17 protein-coding genes are annotated in these 16,088 nt (G+C 48.7%); 12 read left to right on the top strand and 5 right to left on the bottom strand.

Annotated features, from left to right (window positions below; all coding sequences use genetic code 11):
• Positions 1-19 precede the first annotated feature (19 nt).
• Positions 20-355, bottom strand: a complete 336-nt coding sequence (locus HGKM_RS01435) for a type II toxin-antitoxin system RelE/ParE family toxin (RefSeq protein ID WP_019133538.1) — start codon at positions 353-355, stop codon at positions 20-22.
• Positions 352-657, bottom strand: a complete 306-nt coding sequence (locus tag HGKM_RS01440) for a type II toxin-antitoxin system RelB/DinJ family antitoxin (protein ID WP_019133539.1) — start codon at positions 655-657, stop codon at positions 352-354. Before HGKM_RS01440 ends, HGKM_RS01435 begins: the two co-directional genes overlap by 4 nt.
• An 86-nt stretch (positions 658-743) precedes the next feature.
• Here HGKM_RS01440 and HGKM_RS01445 point away from each other — a divergent pair, with 86 nt between their 5' ends.
• From HGKM_RS01445 to HGKM_RS01495, 12 genes are all read left to right on the top strand, one after another.
• Complete coding sequence (locus HGKM_RS01445) at positions 744-3,662, top strand: phage tail tape measure protein (protein ID WP_019133540.1); 2,919 nt, start codon at positions 744-746, stop codon at positions 3,660-3,662.
• Complete coding sequence (locus HGKM_RS01450; RefSeq protein ID WP_019133541.1) at positions 3,659-4,399, top strand: hypothetical protein; 741 nt, start codon at positions 3,659-3,661, stop codon at positions 4,397-4,399. The genes HGKM_RS01445 and HGKM_RS01450 overlap by 4 nt, the downstream gene beginning before the upstream one ends.
• On the top strand, positions 4,399-6,396 hold the full coding sequence (locus HGKM_RS01455; RefSeq protein ID WP_019133542.1) for a phage tail spike protein: 1,998 nt from the start codon (positions 4,399-4,401) through the stop codon (positions 6,394-6,396). The genes HGKM_RS01450 and HGKM_RS01455 overlap by 1 nt, the downstream gene beginning before the upstream one ends.
• Positions 6,397-6,413: 17 nt before the next feature.
• Complete coding sequence (locus tag HGKM_RS01460) at positions 6,414-6,647, top strand: hypothetical protein (protein WP_019133543.1); 234 nt, start codon at positions 6,414-6,416, stop codon at positions 6,645-6,647.
• Entirely contained in the window at positions 6,644-6,883 is a 240-nt protein-coding gene (locus HGKM_RS01465) for a hypothetical protein (RefSeq protein WP_019133544.1), read from the top strand. Before HGKM_RS01460 ends, HGKM_RS01465 begins: the two co-directional genes overlap by 4 nt.
• Positions 6,855-7,763, top strand: a complete 909-nt coding sequence (locus HGKM_RS01470) for a hypothetical protein (RefSeq protein ID WP_019133545.1) — start codon at positions 6,855-6,857, stop codon at positions 7,761-7,763. The genes HGKM_RS01465 and HGKM_RS01470 overlap by 29 nt, the downstream gene beginning before the upstream one ends.
• A 77-nt stretch (positions 7,764-7,840) precedes the next feature.
• Positions 7,841-8,254, top strand: a complete 414-nt coding sequence (locus HGKM_RS01475; RefSeq protein WP_019133546.1) for a phage holin family protein — start codon at positions 7,841-7,843, stop codon at positions 8,252-8,254.
• A gap of 2 nt (positions 8,255-8,256) precedes the next feature.
• Positions 8,257-9,177, top strand: a complete 921-nt coding sequence (locus HGKM_RS01480; RefSeq protein WP_019133547.1) for a GH25 family lysozyme — start codon at positions 8,257-8,259, stop codon at positions 9,175-9,177.
• A gap of 199 nt (positions 9,178-9,376) precedes the next feature.
• A complete protein-coding gene (locus tag HGKM_RS08450; RefSeq protein WP_081585072.1) occupies positions 9,377-9,784 on the top strand; it encodes a helix-turn-helix domain-containing protein in 408 nt (135 codons plus the stop codon).
• Positions 9,774-9,956 (top strand): SHOCT domain-containing protein, encoded by a 183-nt coding sequence (locus HGKM_RS01485; protein WP_053942760.1) that lies wholly within the window; start codon positions 9,774-9,776, stop codon positions 9,954-9,956. Before HGKM_RS08450 ends, HGKM_RS01485 begins: the two co-directional genes overlap by 11 nt.
• Before the next feature lie 28 nt (positions 9,957-9,984).
• Positions 9,985-11,751: a recombinase family protein gene (locus HGKM_RS01490; RefSeq protein ID WP_019133549.1), complete on the top strand. Its 1,767-nt coding sequence runs from the start codon at positions 9,985-9,987 to the stop codon at positions 11,749-11,751.
• On the top strand, positions 11,736-13,316 hold the full coding sequence (locus tag HGKM_RS01495) for a recombinase family protein (protein WP_019133550.1): 1,581 nt from the start codon (positions 11,736-11,738) through the stop codon (positions 13,314-13,316). The genes HGKM_RS01490 and HGKM_RS01495 overlap by 16 nt, the downstream gene beginning before the upstream one ends.
• Before the next feature lie 42 nt (positions 13,317-13,358).
• Here the strand turns inward: HGKM_RS01495 and HGKM_RS01500 are convergent, their stop codons facing one another.
• From HGKM_RS01500 to HGKM_RS01510, 3 genes are read right to left on the bottom strand one after another with little or no spacing between them, the layout of a single operon-like run.
• Positions 13,359-14,807 (bottom strand): ABC transporter ATP-binding protein, encoded by a 1,449-nt coding sequence (locus tag HGKM_RS01500; RefSeq protein ID WP_019133551.1) that lies wholly within the window; start codon positions 14,805-14,807, stop codon positions 13,359-13,361.
• On the bottom strand, positions 14,795-15,493 hold the full coding sequence (locus HGKM_RS01505) for an energy-coupling factor transporter transmembrane component T family protein (RefSeq protein ID WP_019133552.1): 699 nt from the start codon (positions 15,491-15,493) through the stop codon (positions 14,795-14,797). Before HGKM_RS01505 ends, HGKM_RS01500 begins: the two co-directional genes overlap by 13 nt.
• A 1-nt stretch (position 15,494) precedes the next feature.
• Positions 15,495-16,079, bottom strand: a complete 585-nt coding sequence (locus HGKM_RS01510) for an MptD family putative ECF transporter S component (protein WP_034579234.1) — start codon at positions 16,077-16,079, stop codon at positions 15,495-15,497.
• Positions 16,080-16,088: the final 9 nt, after the last annotated feature.

Raw genomic sequence — 16,088 nt, forward strand, 5'->3', positions numbered from 1 at the left:
GCCCTGATCGGGCAGCTTGTCAGTCATTCGTTATTTCATTTGCTATGCCTTTTAGGTCTCGTCCGCCATAGACGATACGAATGATCGTTACCGTATGTGCCGGCTCGCTGACCGTATAAAAAATGACGTAGTTTTTCACGGGAAGTCTTCTCATATTCATCGCCTTCCACGGTTCATCTTCCATTAAAGGATGACGCTCAGGAAAGGACGACAGAGACTTTGCCTGCTCACGCAGAAGCTTCGTGAGATGATCCGCAGCAAGAGGAGCTTTCAGTATATAGGCAATGTAGTCACCGATGCCCAGAAGATCTTCGCGGGCTTTCGGTGAATAGACGACGGAATAGTGCTCACTCATACCTGATACTTCCCGGAAAACTCTTCATCCATTTCATCGGCCGTATAGACACGCCCCGCTTTCAGAGAATCAAGACCCTTATAAAGCTCCGCATCAAGCTCTTCTTTGCTCATACCTCCGATGGCGGTAGGTGCGGCGTATGGAAGTCGCGGCTCAAAAGGCAGACCTTTTTGTAAAACGACTTGACTGTAAAACATTTGCAGAGCACTGGAAGGCGTAATCCCCAGAGTGGAAAGGATTCCTTCCGCATTTTCCTTAAGGCTCGTATCAATACGGGCATAAAACGCACTTGTCTTTGCCATAAAAATCATCTCCTTTTGAGGAAAGTATAGCAAAATTCATCAATTATTGCAAGCATTTGCAAGCAAATATTTAGAAAGGAGGACACATGGCCTCACGTATCAAAGGCATCACCGTGGAAATCGGCGGAGATACCACGGGACTGGATAAAGCCTTAAAACAAGTGAACTCCACCATCCGCACAACGCAGTCCTCCTTAAGAGATGTCAACCGCCTCTTAAAACTCGATCCGAAAAACACTGAGCTTTTGGCGCAAAAGCAAAAAATGCTGAAAAACGCCATCACAGCAACCAAAGAAAAGCTTGATACCTTAAAGACAGCCCAGGAACAAGCCAAGGCACAGCTGGAATCGGGAGACCTCGGCCAGGACAAATACGACGCACTGCAGCGTGAGATTGTCGAGACCGAACAAAAGCTTAAAGGCCTGCAGCAGGAAGCAATCAACACCAACGCAGTCTTTTCCAAGATGGATGCGGCAGGAGCCGCTTTCACCAAAGCGGGTGACGCTATCACGGGCGCGGGGCAAAAGATCATGCCGGTTTCTCTTGCCGTGGGAGGACTTGGCGCACTGGCGGTCAAGACCGCAGGTGACTTCGATGAAGCGATGTCGAAGGTCTCTGCAATATCCGGAGCTACCGGAGAGGACTTTCAGGCCCTGCGCGATAAAGCACGTGAGATGGGCGAAAAGACGAAGTTCTCCGCCACCGACGCGGCTAACGCCATGAACTACATGGCGATGGCCGGCTGGAAATCGAAAGACATGATCTCCGGTATTGACGGCATCATGAACCTTGCCGCCGCATCCGGAGAAGATTTAGCCCTCACTTCCGATATCGTGACCGATGCCTTAACCGCCTTTGGGCTTTCCGCGAAAGACTCCGGACACTTTGCCGATATCCTCGCCGCGGCGTCGTCCAATGCGAACACCAACGTCTCCATGATGGGTGAAACCTTTAAGTACTGCGCCCCGATTGCAGGAGCCTTGGGCTTTAGCGCTGAAGATACCGCAGAGGCCATCGGCCTTATGGCAAACTCCGGGATTAAATCCACACAGGCAGGCACCGCCCTTCGTACCGTCATGACCAACCTCAGCAAGGACTTCACCATTTCAGGAAAATCCATCGGTGAGGTCACAGTGGCCACGACCAATGCGAATGGTTCCATGCGCTCTCTTTCCGACATCTTGGGCGACTGCCGGGAGGCCTTCTCGGGACTTTCCGAGTCCGAAAAGGCACAGGCGGCAGAGTCATTAGTCGGAAAGCACGCCATGAGCGGCTTTCTCGCCCTCATGAACGCGGCCCCTGCCGACATCGAAAAGCTGTCTTCCGCCATCGACAACTGTGACGGCTCGGCAGAAAAGATGGCAGAAACCATGCAGGACAACCTTCCCGGACAGCTCACCATCTTAAAAAGTCAGCTGCAGGAACTTGCCATCTCCATCGGTGATGCCTTAATGCCTACGATCCGAAAACTCGTCACCTGGCTTCAAAACTTCGTTGACAAGTTAAACGGCATGGACGAAGGAACGCGTAACACCATCATCAAAATCGGACTTTTTATCGCCGCCTTGGGGCCTGCACTGATTGTGATCGGCAAGCTGACCTCATCAATCGGATCGCTTATCACGACCTTTTCAAGCGTAGGAAAAGCGGTCACCGGCTTCATGGTCAAGATGGGCGGCATGTCCGGTCTCATGAGCAAAATAGGAGCTGCCATCGGCGGCATCTCCGCTCCCGTGGTGGCAGTCGTTGCCATCATCGGCACACTGGTTGCCGCTTTTGTGCATCTGTGGAACACCTCAGAAGGTTTCAGGGATTCCATTATCGGCACGTGGAACAGCATCAAGGAGGCTTTTTCAAACTTCGCATCCGGCATCACCGAACGCATCAACGCCTTAGGTTTTGACTTTCAGTCCTTCGGCGAGCTGGTATCTGCCATTTGGAACGGTTTCACCGAGCTTTTGGCGCCGGTATTTGAGAACGCCTTTTCAGCAATTGCCGCGATTTTACAAGGAGCCCTCGACATCCTGACGGGCATCTTTGATATTTTCGCAGGGCTTTTTAGCGGCAACTGGAGTCAGCTGTGGAACGGCATCAAGGAAGTCTTCTCCGGCATCTGGACGGCCATCTCCGGAATCTTCACGTCTGTCTGGGAAGCTATCAAAGGTGTGACGAACACCGTGCTCTCCTGGTTTGGCACGAACTGGAGCGAGGTTTGGACGGCGATCAAGACCTTCTTTGAGAACACCTGGAATGGGATCGTCTCCTTTTTCACCGGCATCTGGGAAGGAATCAAGTCTGTTGTCACGGGAGCTGTAAGTGCTGTGTCCAACACGGTCTCCTCGGTCTTCACGGCCATCAGCACCACGGCATCCAGTATCTGGAACGGCATCAAAAACATGATTTCCGGTGTGGTAGGTGGGATTAAGTCAACCGTCTCAAATGTGTTTAACGGCGTGAAGTCTACCGTGACAAATATCTTTAACGGAATCAAGAGCACGGCCACCTCCGTGTGGAACGGCATCAAGTCCGCTATCACCGCACCGATCGAAGCGGCTAAAAACACCATCAAAGGCATTATCGATAAGATCAAAGGCTTCTTCTCCGGCCTTCACATCGAGCTTCCGCATATCAAGCTGCCGCATTTTTCGATCTCCGGCGGCTTTTCCATCGTGCCGCCCAGAGTGCCGCACCTTTCCATTGACTGGTACAAGGAAGGCGGAATCATGACGAGACCGACGCTTTTCGGCATGAACGGAAGTGCCCTTATGGCGGGAGGCGAAGCGGGATCGGAGGCGATTTTGCCGCTCAAGTCTTTCTACGACAAGCTCGAAGGCATGCTTGCCGCCCGGGACACAACACTCATGGAAAAGTACCTCGCCATCATCGCCGGAAATTCGGAAAAAGACATCGTACTGGACTCCGGTGCGCTGGTCGGAGCACTCACACCAAAACTGGATGGAGCACTCGGAAGACGCGCCGCTTACGTAGGAAGGAGGATGAAATGAACCAAAACATAGGCTTTGGAGCCACTCTAAACGGCAAACACACGTGGAAGAATTACGGGCTTGTCGTATCCAACACCGACGTGGTCGGTATGCCAAAGCCTAAAACACTCATCGTTGAGATTCCCGGATCATCCAAGCGCCTCGATCTCACAGAGGCTCTGACGGGACGATGCGAATACGAAGGACGCACGCTCTCCTTTACGCTTGGCGGCATCGGAAAGATCGAAAGCTGGGCAGGAAGGCTCCGAGCCTTCCTCGACGAAATACATGGAAAGCATGTCAAGGTCATCTTGGACTCCGAGCCGGAATACTACTTTGAAGGCCGAGCCGAAGTAAAAAACTTTGAGCGCACCCGCGCTTTGGGACAAATTGAGCTGGAGATCGAATGCGATCCGTATAAATGGGAGCTTGCCGCAAGCGATGAGGATTGGCTTTGGGACTCGTTTAACTTTGAAAGCGGCATCATCCGAGACTATCGGGATGTGAGCGTAAGCTCTTATACCGACCTTCTTGTTCCCGGATCGCACGTTCCGATGGTGCCGACGTTTCATGTCAGAAACTACCAAGAAACCGAAGGCAGGAAAAACTACGTCTACTCCATCAAGCTGAGAAAGTCGTGGACGCTTCATGCCGGCACAAATCGTTTCGCCGACCTTGTCATTCCTGAATCCGGCGACACGTTGCGCTTTTTTGGAACTTACACCGTCACCGTATCTGTGAGAGGAGGAAGCCTTTAATGTACCAAGTGTTTTTAGATGAGCACGTGCTCTATATACCGGGCGATGATGAGGCTGTTCTTATTGATCCGGTGCTGGAGCTGGCGCTTGGAAAATCCGGCACATTTTCTGCCCGCGTACCGAAGATCAATCCGCTCTACGAAAAGCTCAAAGCGCTGGATTCCACCGTCCGTGTGGAGCGTGACGGTGTGGCACTCTTTTACGGCCGCATTTTATCGGTTGAGCGGGACTTTTACGGCACCAAGAGCATCACCTGCGAAGGAGAACTGGCCTTTCTTTTGGACTCCGTGCAGGAGCCTTCCGAATTTCATGACATCTCACCCCGCGCTTTTCTTGAGACGCTTATTGCCAAGCACAACAATCAGATGGCAAAAGACGGCGCGCACAATAAGCGCTTCACGGTTGGGCAGGTCACCGTTACCGACCCCAACGACTCGCTTTTCCGCTACACCAACTGGGAGACCACCTTGGATGCCATCACCGACAAACTCGTCAAACGCTTGGGCGGCTTTCTTCGTGTGCGCCATGTGGGAGAGGTTCGCTATCTGGACTATCTTGCAGAATCCGATAACACCAACACACAGGTGATTGAGTTCGGAGAAAACCTCCTTGACTACACCGACACGCTTTTGGCAGAAGACATCGCTACCCGTGTGATTCCGCTTGGCAAAAGGCTTGAGACATCAAGCATTGCCGCGCTTGAGGAATACACCACCATTAAGAGCGTCAACGGTGGCAAGACTTACGTGGAGTCGGCTTCCGCCATTCAAAACTTCGGTATCGTCACCAAAACCGTGAGCTTTGAAAATGTCTCTGTACCTGCCAACTTAAAGAAGAAGGCGGAAAACTATCTTAAAGACAGTCAGTTTGCCGATGTCACCCTGACGCTCACCGCTGTCGATCTGCATCTTGTGCATGCCGATATGGAAGCGATGAAGATTGGAGATCGTATCCGTGTCATCTCGCCGCCTCACGGCATGGACAGGTTCTTTCCGCTGACGGAGCTTACGATCGCTTTGGATCACCCTGAATCCTCTACGGTGGTACTTGGAACCGAAGTGAAGGCAGGTCTTTCTGAGCGAAGCATCAGCGAGAACAAAGAACTGGTCGAGCGCATTGAGCGGCTTCCCACACAGTCCGACACGCTTCGCCTTGCCAAGGATAACGCCACCGCTCTTATCACAGCAGCTACGACCGGACACGTCGTGACCCGCAAAAACGAGATTCTCATCATGGACACGGTGGACAAGAATACAGCCAAAAAGGTCTGGCGATGGAACGCAGGCGGCCTCGGCTATTCCAAGACCGGATACAACGGCTATTACGGCACCGCCATCACGATGAACGGTGCGATTGTGGCCAATTACATCACGACCGGCACGCTAAATGCCGATCTGATTCGTGCCGGAACCTTAAAGGACAGAGCCGGGAACATCAGCTGGAACATGAGCACAGGTGCTTTAAGTGCCAAAAGGCTCTCGGTGAATTCTCCGAACTTTAAGCTCACGACTTATGGGCACCTCACCGCCAAAGGAGCCGATATTGACGGCAGTATCGTTGCTTCTTCCGGGGACACCAAAGTCCGTGTGGGCTACGGCAAGCTCTCCATCTACTACCAGGACAAAGAACTGGGACTGGTCGGCGGAAACGGCTTTGCCGGCTCCAACACCATTGCAGGCCTCAACTTTGACCTCGAGCGAACCGGAGATTATATGACATGGGCGGCGCAGCCTGCGGGTGGCGGCAGCTATGAGATGGTTTGGACCTATGCCAGATCATCTTTCGGAAACTTCTCCGGCGGGATGTTAAATGCCGGATGTGACATCGACATGCACTACAACCGACTGAGAAATGTCAGCTGGCCTGACGGAGCCATTAACGGAGCCTTTCATTTTGTAAAGATCAATGCCATGAGCAGCGACGGTACGGTCGCCAGCTGGTCAAACGGATGTCGCATGCGGTTTAAAAATGGAATTTTGATTGAAGCAACATTTTAAACATGGAGGATACAGCAATGGAAGAACATGAACTGATCGAACAAAAGTCAAACGAAAAAGAAGCAACAAAGCCGGATGATACGGTCTTTCCAATCAAAGACGATGAGTGGCAGAAAGCCATCGAAATCATCTTAGGCACCGACAAGCACGAAGAAATCTCAGATAAGGATGCCTCTGAGCTCATTGCGGCTGCCCGCAATTTCAGAAAGATCATCGACTTCTTCGTGAAACTCTTCGGAGGTGCGCTATGAAAGAAAACGAACTGCCCCTCATCCTGCGCCTTGAAAAAGCGAGAAACGAACTGAGATACGCACTCAACCAAACTGCCGGAAAGTATGAGCTTCCCGGCTTTTTACTTGACCTCATCATAGAAGCCTTGCTCTCAGAAGAAAAAGGTCAGCGCATAGCCCTTATGAGCGAGCAGATCAGCGCAGCGGACGGGAAGGAGGAAAAAGAACATGGCCACCGTGAAGACCTATCTCAGTAAAATTTTATCGGCCGTCTACGGCAAAGACGTGCGCGGAGCCATCCACGACTCGATTGCCGCCATCAATCAGCAGGTTGAAACCACGACATCTGGCGAAGCTAACCGTGTTCAGGCGGAAAAAGAAAGAGCATCCGCTGAAACATCCCGCAAAAATGCTGAAACAGAAAGAACGAATGCCGAGGCATTACGGCAAAATGCAGAAAGTTCACGAAATGAAGATGAAAAAAAACGCGAAAACTCTACCAATGAGCTGAAAAGCCGTATGAATGAAAAACTGAACACGGTTGACCAGAAGATCAGCGAAATGCAAAATCGAGTGCAAGAAGCTATTGACGCTGTTCCTAAATCTGTTCTCACACTTGATGCAACGCTTTCCAAAGAAGGCTATGCGGCGGATGCCAAAACAACGGGCGATGCGATCGCAGTACTAAGAAAAGGAAAAGAGCGAAAAATTTTTCCTCTGACAAGTAGCAATCCAGCCGTAGTATTCAAACAAGAAAGTTATCTGATCGTTGAGGGCCCTTTCGCTACCCTTTATTTCACGGCTTCTATTCGATCCCTTACAGATAATTCCTTCGGACCACTGTTGGCTTTATGCGTTTCACCAATTAAGCCTGCTTCTGCAATCGTTGGAACAGCATTTATCATGGAGGAGGAATATAGTCGTCCTCTTATCATGCTTGAAACAGGCGCTCTTTGCCTGATGATAAATCCTAACCAATCATCTGCCACTACAACCAATGCACCTGTTCTTAAGGAGTTTGAGAATCTGAATACCCAGGACACCCCGGTTTCAGATAGGCCACCTAAGCCGGACCCAAACAGAACATATACACTAACAGGAAGTATAATCTATCTCGCCACAGAAACTCAAGAATAAGCACCTATCCACTATTTGTTCGCATAAAGCCGTACTGACGGCTTTTTTCATGTTCAAAATCAAAGGAGGAATCTATTATGAAAGAATTCTGGACAACCATTCAACTTATTTTTGTCGGCATCGGAGGCTGGCTCGGCTATTACTTAGGAGGCTTTGACGGACTTCTCTATGCGCTGATCGCCTTTGTCATCTGCGATTACGTGACAGGCATTATGTGCGCCGTCTCCGATAAAAACCTCTCAAGCGAAGTCGGCTTTAAAGGCATCGCCAAAAAGGTCGTGATCTTCATTCTGGTCGCCGTTGCCAACATCATCGACACTAACGTCATCACACAGGGCGCGATTCTTCGCACGGCCGTCATCTCCTTCTATCTCTCAAACGAAGGGCTGTCGCTTGTGGAAAACGCGACTCATCTGGGACTTCCTGTCCCGGACAAACTCAAGGCGGTCTTGGCACAGCTTCATGACCGCGCAGAAAAGGAGGAAAAATAACTATGACTATAAAAGGAATTGATGTATCAACCTGGCAGGGATCGATTGATTTTAACCGTGTAAAACAAAGCGGGATCAACTTTGTCATTATTCGTGCAGGCTACGGCTCGGCACTTTCTCAAAAGGACAAGTGGTTTGAGACGAACTACGCCCGCGCCAAAGCGTCAGGTCTTCATGTGGGAGCCTATTGGTACTCCTATGCGGGAAGCGCCGGAGAGGCACGCGAAGAAGCACGTGTCTGCAAACAGGTGCTCTCCGGCAAGCAGTTTGACTATCCCATCTACTTTGATTTGGAAGAAAAGTCACAGCTTGCCTGCGGACGGGCTTTTTGCGACTCGCTCATTCGAGCCTTTTGCAATGAGATGGAAGCGGGCGGCTATTTTGCCGGATTCTACACCTCGCTCTCAGCAGCAGTGAACAACGTTTCCGCTGATGTGAGAAACCGCTACGCCTTCTGGGTGGCGCAGTGGAACAGTCGCTGCACCTATGGCGGCCAATACGGCCTTTGGCAGTATTCCTCGAGCGGCTCGGTGCCGGGCATCGCAGGCAGATGCGATATGGATCTTGCCTATGTGGACTATCCCTCCATCATCAGGAAAGGCGGCTTTAACGGCTATGGCAAAGGCACAAGCTCCGCTCCTGCAAGAAAGTCTGTCGATACGCTGGCCCATGAAGTCATCGCAGGTGCTTGGGGAAACGGTGAGGTCAGAGTAAACCGTCTTACCAAAGCAGGCTACGACTACGACGCAGTGCAGGCACGCGTAAATAAGCTTTTAGGCATAAAGCCGAAAAAGTCCATCGACACACTTGCCCGAGAGGTCATCCGCGGCGACTGGGGAAACGGTAAGGACCGTGTAAACCGCCTGACGAAAGCAGGCTACGATTACGAAGCTGTACAAAAACGAGTAAACGAACTGCTCTAAGCTGAATGCATTGATATGCCCGCAAGGCGTGAGGAGAAATCTTCACTCCCTTGCGGGCTTTTTTATTTTGTCCGCTCAACTTCTTCAAAAACCTCCAGAGGAACAGTAGAAGGCAGAAAAAGATTCGTCCATAACGCCCTCGTCTCTTCAGGGAGTGTTAGAGGGACAGCAAGACCTGCCCTCTGTCTGGAGGGATGATATGACAAATGATGAAAAACAAAGCATTTACAACATGAGACGAAACGGTGCAAGTTATGCCGTAATTGCTGCCATCTTAAATCTATCGAAAAGCACCGTGGCTTCCTTTTGCCAAAAAGAAGGCCTGAGAACAGGTTCCTCAAAAGCTTTAACAGCACTACGCTACTGCAAGTATTGCGGAAAGCCACTGCCCGTCAAGGAAAAAGGGAAAGAGCAAAAATTCTGCTCAGAGCACTGCCGGATGAGCTGGTGGAAAGAGCATCCGGAAGAGCTGAATAAAAAGGCAATCTATATATTCACCTGCCCATGCTGCGGAAAAACTTTCACTTCCTATGGCAATGTGCACAGAAAGTATTGCAGTCATGCTTGCTATATCCAAGACCGATTCGGAGGCTCTCATGAAGACTGAAGCCTTCGCATCCGAGCTTGCCTATGAAGTATCCCGCTCCATCCTCTTTTCTTTGCTCAAGCAAAACATCATCGATAAAGAGGAATTCATTCGTCTCGACCACGCACTCCTAAAGCGATACCATCCCGGCTTAGGTGCGTTATTTACTTGCTATTTCAGCTCTTTAGAGTGATGTATAGACACGGAAAGGAGACGATTCTATGGCTGAAATCATAAAAATCGAAGCAAAGAAATCACCGCTGCCAAACCGCAAAAAAGTCGCCGCCTATGCCCGTGTCTCTATGGAAACGCAAAGGCTGCACCACTCATTGGCGGCACAGATCAGTTTTTATTCTGATTTAATACAGAAGAACCCCGAGTGGGATTATGCCGGTGTCTATGCCGATGAAGGCATCAGCGGCACATCAGTGGAAAAACGTCCCGAGTTTATGCGCATGATGAAAGACTGCAAGGCCGGAAAAATAGACCTCATCTTAACGAAATCCATCTCCCGATTCGCGCGTAACACGGTCGACCTCCTAAAAGTCGTAAGACAGTTAAAAGACCTCAACATCGAGGTCCGATTTGAAAAGGAAAAAATCAACTCACTTTCGGATGACGGTGAGCTGATGCTCACGCTCCTTGCCTCTTTCGCACAGGAAGAAACCATCAGCATCTCTAACAACGTCAAATGGGCCATCCGAAAACGCATGTCCGAAGGAAACCCGAATATGCGAAATAACGTCTATGGCTACCGCTGGAAGGATGACACCCTGATTGTTGTTCCCGAAGAAGCAAGGATCGTGCGGCGCATCTTTCAAAACTTCCTTGATGGAAAATCCCGCCTTGAAACCGAGCGTGAATTTGCAGAGGAAGGCATTACAACCAGAAAGGGCTACCGCTGGACGGACTCCAATATTAAGGTTGTTCTGACCAATGTCACTTATACGGGAAATTTGCTCTGTCAAAAAGAGTTTGTCGAAGATCCCATTACCAAGAAGCGCAAGAAAAACCGCGGTGAGCTTCCTCAGTATTTCATCGCAAACACCCATGAAGCGATTATCGACAAGGAAACTTTCGACTATGTGCAAGAAGAGATGGCAAGAAGACGTGCTCTGGGACCTCGGGCAAACAAGAGCCTGAACATCTACTGCTTTACCGGAAAAATCAAATGTGAGCTGTGCGGGAAAAGCTATATGCGAAACGTCCGAAACAACCGTGCCAAGCACTCCAATCTTGGGGATAAAGTCTTCAGCTGGGTATGCGGCTCCAGCAAGAAAAAGTACAGTACATGCTCGGCAAAAGCCATCCCGGATCGAATCCTTAAAACTTGCTGTGCCAAAGTGCTCGGCCTTGAAGACTTTGATGATGCTGTTTTTAATGAGCAAATCGATAAAATTACAGTACCTAAGCAAGGTGTTCTCATCTTTCATTTCAAAGATGGCCATACGATCAGAGAAACTTGGAAAAATAATGCCCGAAAAGAATCGTGGGATGATGCGGCGCGCAAACGCGCCTCAGACTACCGGCGCACTCACGCCATGAAACGCTCAGACGTTACCTGCTTTTCCACTAAAATCCGATGCGAACATTGCGGATGCAATTTCCGCGCGCAAACACAAAACTGTTCAACATCTCCCAGCGGAAAACGCAGATACTGGCGATGTGCCGAACATAACGGCTGTGACACCAGAGGATTCAGAGACGACCTTTTGCGCTCACTTACCGCAGAGGTCTTAGGTCTTGATGCATTCGATGACGCTTTTTTTCTTTCGAAGATCGACCATATCAGCGTCCTTAGCCGAGAAGACCTTATCTTTCATTTTTATGATGGAAAGGAAATTGCTCGCAAGCTGATCCAACCTACGCACGAAGGACACAAGTGGACAGAGGAACAGCATGCGAAATTTAAAGCATCCATCAAAGAATGCTACGCGTCAGAGCGGCACAAGCCGATACGAAAGGAGAAGCTATGGCCAAACAAGTAACCACGATACCCGCCAGCATCAAACCCTTCTCCAAAACACCGCTCACCACTTCACGCAAACGCCGCGTGGCAGCCTATGCCCGCGTCTCAACGGACTCCGATGAGCAGTTTACCAGCTACGAGGCACAGGTAGACTACTACACAAATTACATTAAAGCCAGAAATGACTGGCAATTTGCGGGTGTCTACACCGACGAAGGGATCACCGGTACCAATACCAAAAAGCGAGAGGGCTTCAAACGCATGGTCAAAGATGCCCTTGACGGAAAAATAGATCTTATCGTCACCAAATCGGTCTCGCGTTTTGCCAGAAATACCGTGGACAGCTTAACCACCATCCGAAAGCTTAAAGAGCACGGCACCGAGTGCTTCTTTGAAAAAGAGAATATATGGACCTTTGACTCCAAAGGCGAGCTTTTGATTACCATCATGAGCAGCCTTGCTCAGGAAGAATCCCGCTCGATATCCGAAAACTGCACGTGGGGTCAAAGAAAGCGCTTTGCCGATGGCAAAGTCACCGTCCCTTTCAAACACTTCTTAGGCTATGACCGCGGAAAGGATGGAAACCTCATCGTCAACCTCGAACAAGCAAAAATCGTCAAACGTATCTATGCGATGTATCTTCAAGGAAAAACCTACCACCTCATTGCAAAGGCTCTGACCGAAGACGGTATCCCGTCACCTGCAGGAAAACCTCGCTGGAACCCAAGCAACATCAAATCCATCCTTACCAACGAAAAATACAAAGGCGATGCGCTCCTACAAAAGTCCTTTACCACGAACTTTCTTACCAAAGAGCACAAGATAAACGAAGGCGAAATTCCGCAGTACTACGTCTCCGGAAACCACGAAGCCATCATTGAACCGGAGGTGTGGGAACTCGTACAACGCGAGATGGAAAGACGCAAAAGTGAAAAAGGAAGGCACAGTGGCGTGAGACTTTTCTCCGGCAAGGTCTACTGTGGTGAATGCGGAACAAGGCTCGGTTCAAAAGTCTGGCATTCCACAGACAAATACAAGCAGGTCATCTGGCAATGCAACAGGCACTGCAAGAAAAACTCCCCCTGCAAAAACGGCGTGCATCTTACCGATGAGGAGCTAAAAGCCGCCGTCCTTTCTGCGACCAACAAGCTCATAGAGAATAAAGATGAGATTCTTAATAGCTTTCAAGAGATTGTCGGAGGCGTTTATGATACTCATACCTTGGAAGGCGAAAAAGCAAAGCTGGAAAGTGAGATGGATGTCTGTGCCAAGATGATCGAAGACCTTATCCGCCAAAACGCCACCACACCGCAAGACCAGAGCGAGTATCAAGCAAAGTACGAAGATCTGGAACGCTTCTACAATGAAAAAAAGGCGGCCTTAGCGAAGGTCGAAGGAAAGCTCAAAAAGATGCAGGCGACCAAAGCCGATATCAAGTTCTGCCTGAAGCAGCTGCAAAAACAAGATACGCTTCTGCAAGCATTCAATGCACAAAGCTTCTGTGCCCTCGTGGATCACATCACGGTATATGGAAAAGACGATATCCGCGTGATATTTAGAAACGGCTCAGAAATCAAGGTATGAAAAAGAGCGTACTTATGCAACAAAGCACACTCTCAGCCATTCTTATTTCATCATATGCTCAAAATAAGAAATAAGCTTGCGGCAATCATCCGTCTGTAAATCAAGTTTCTCGTACCCGTCATGCTTAAGCAAAAGAACCGTACGGCAGACCTTAAGCAAGAGCTCGATGTCATGCGTAATAATCATTGTCGGGCGACCTTTGGAAAGTTCAAAGATAAGCTCGGCGATTTTATCCATATGCATATAATCCAAACCGCTGGTCGGCTCATCCAAGACAAGAATTTGCTTTTCGCTCAAAAAAGCATTGATTAAAGCCAGCCTTTGCTTTTGTCCGCCGGATAGGTTTTGGGGATGTTCGCTGCGTTTGTCCCAAAGATCAATATGCTTAATGATATGAGAGACAGCCGTCAAATAAGCTTCATCTGCTTTTTTCCTGTTTGCAAGCACCTCATTTTCCACGGTATCAAAAAACAGCTGATAATCTGCATCTTGCATCATGTAGTAGGCATTCTTAAGGCGCTCTCTTTGAGTTTTTCCCCATGAAATCTCTTGTCTTTTGCCGTTAAGACCGCATAAGACCCGCCCCAAGCTGCTTTTCCCGATGCCGTTGGCACCGACAATACCAATGATTTCACTGGCATGAAGATCAAAGGACAGGCCGGATATCAGCTGCTTTTTCCCAACGGACACATGAACGTCATTCGCATAAAAAATACGTTGTTTCATCTTTGCCATGTTTTGCGGAACAAGTGCGGAAAAGTCGATTGTCCGAAGTCCGAAGTCTTTGCAATCGGAAGTCTTAAGTTCTCCGGCATCAAACTCTTTGATAAAAGTTCCGTCTTTCATGACATAAAGCTTATCGTAGAGTTCTTTCAAAAAATACAGTCGGTGTTCGGCAATGACGATGGTTCTACCCGACGCTTTAAGCAATTTGAGGATGTTTTGCAAATCGCGGATCCCTTCTTGATCAAGGGAAGCTGAAGGCTCATCAAAGAAAATAATCTTTGTGTCATAAACCAAGGTTGAAGCAATAGCTACCCGCTGCTTTTCGCCGCCAGAAAGCTCATTCAAATTTTTATCCATGAGATGAGGAATGCTCATGTACTCAAAAGCTTTCTTCACACGTTTTCTCAGTTCCGCCTGCGGCATGCCGAGGTTCTCTCCGACAAGGGCGACCTCATCTTCTGCCTTGCGGGTAAAGAATTGATCGGATGGATTTTGAAATACGTTGCCGATGACCTTAGCCAAGGTACCCTTCTTAAAATCATGCAAGTTTTGACCCAATAATGTGACTTTACCATCCAGTGTTCCTTCATACTGATCCGGTATGAGTCCGTTCATCACTCTGGTAAGCGTTGTTTTTCCGCAGCCGGAATTACCGGTGAGCACGATGAGTTCTCCTTCGGTAATCATAAAATGAATATCATGCAAAGATGCCTTCTCTGCGCCTTGATAATTGAAGCGCTCAATATTGACTTTCATGATGTCCATAGTGCAACTCCCAAAAGCGCCACGCCGGCAAACAGGCTGATGCCATCTGCGAATTTAAAGCGCATATCATAATAACTGGTTTTTTCTCCTTCATACTCGATACCTTTGGCAATAATTGAAGAGACGAGAGTTTCGCTGACATGCAGACATTTATATACCAAAGGAACAAAGTACAGCTCAAAAGTACGGACGGGGTGCAAAAGTGAAGCATGAAAACCGCGGATTTTTATTCCGGCTTTAATTTCCTTAAGTCTAAGCAGTATTTCGTCAAGAAAGCGCAGCGCGGTAACAAGACCGACCGATAGACTTATGGGTAAATGCAACTGGCGCATAGCCGTAAAAATTTTAGTCGAACTTGTCATGACCAGTGCACGACCAATATTCATGATCGGAAACAACTGAAGAATTAAAATAGCAAGTCCTAAAAAAGCTCCTGTTGTAAAACCTGACGAGATATGAGCCAGAAGCACTGCCACACCGAATATACCTGCATAAAAAACGAGATTTTTTATGCAGGTTCGAGCGGAACGAGACAGCAAGATTAAAAAGCTTGCCGCACAGGTGATTCCATATAACCATGGATTGCGAGTAAAGACCAAGAAGGAAAACAGGATCGTTAAGGCAAATAGCGTAAGCGGATGAAGATATCCCTCTTGATCTTTTCTGCGGGAAAATGATCGGCTCATCTTATTTGAGCTTGCTCTGCTGAGTGCTTTTCTCAAAGAACTTATTGTTGATGAATACTCCGAAAAATCCGGCTAACAAGCACAGCACAACATTAACGGCAACAGCTATCAAAATCACTTCATTTGTATAGGCGGCAACCATTTGTGCTGCTTGTTCTGGAGAAAAGGTAGATGACATGTATTTTACTAAACCTTCGACGCCTAAAATTTTTGTTAAAAGAATGCTGTGCATCGAATCGATAAACATGGCAACACTAAAAGCAATGGCGATGCGTTTGCTATGATCGTACTTTCCGATAATCAGCTCGCAGACAATCCCTGCAATCAGAGTAATCGGAATCATGATCCCATAACCTAAAATTGCATATACCAACCCAAGCACAACCCAAAAGAGAAGCGCTGTGCCACGCTTTTGTACTTTTCGAGCCGCAATCACAAAGGTCGGTCCGATCACAAAAGCGGCAAACCCGGCTGAAATGTAGAGGGCAGCCATGCCTAAAAGTCCCGTCAGCATACTGATTCCAAAGGCGACAACACAGCCAATTACTGCCAATACGGCGATCTGTACAACATTTTTTATTTTCATCATAAAATT

Source organism: Kallipyga massiliensis ph2, assembly GCF_000311985.1.
Taxonomy (GTDB): domain Bacteria; phylum Bacillota; class Clostridia; order Tissierellales; family Peptoniphilaceae; genus Kallipyga; species Kallipyga massiliensis.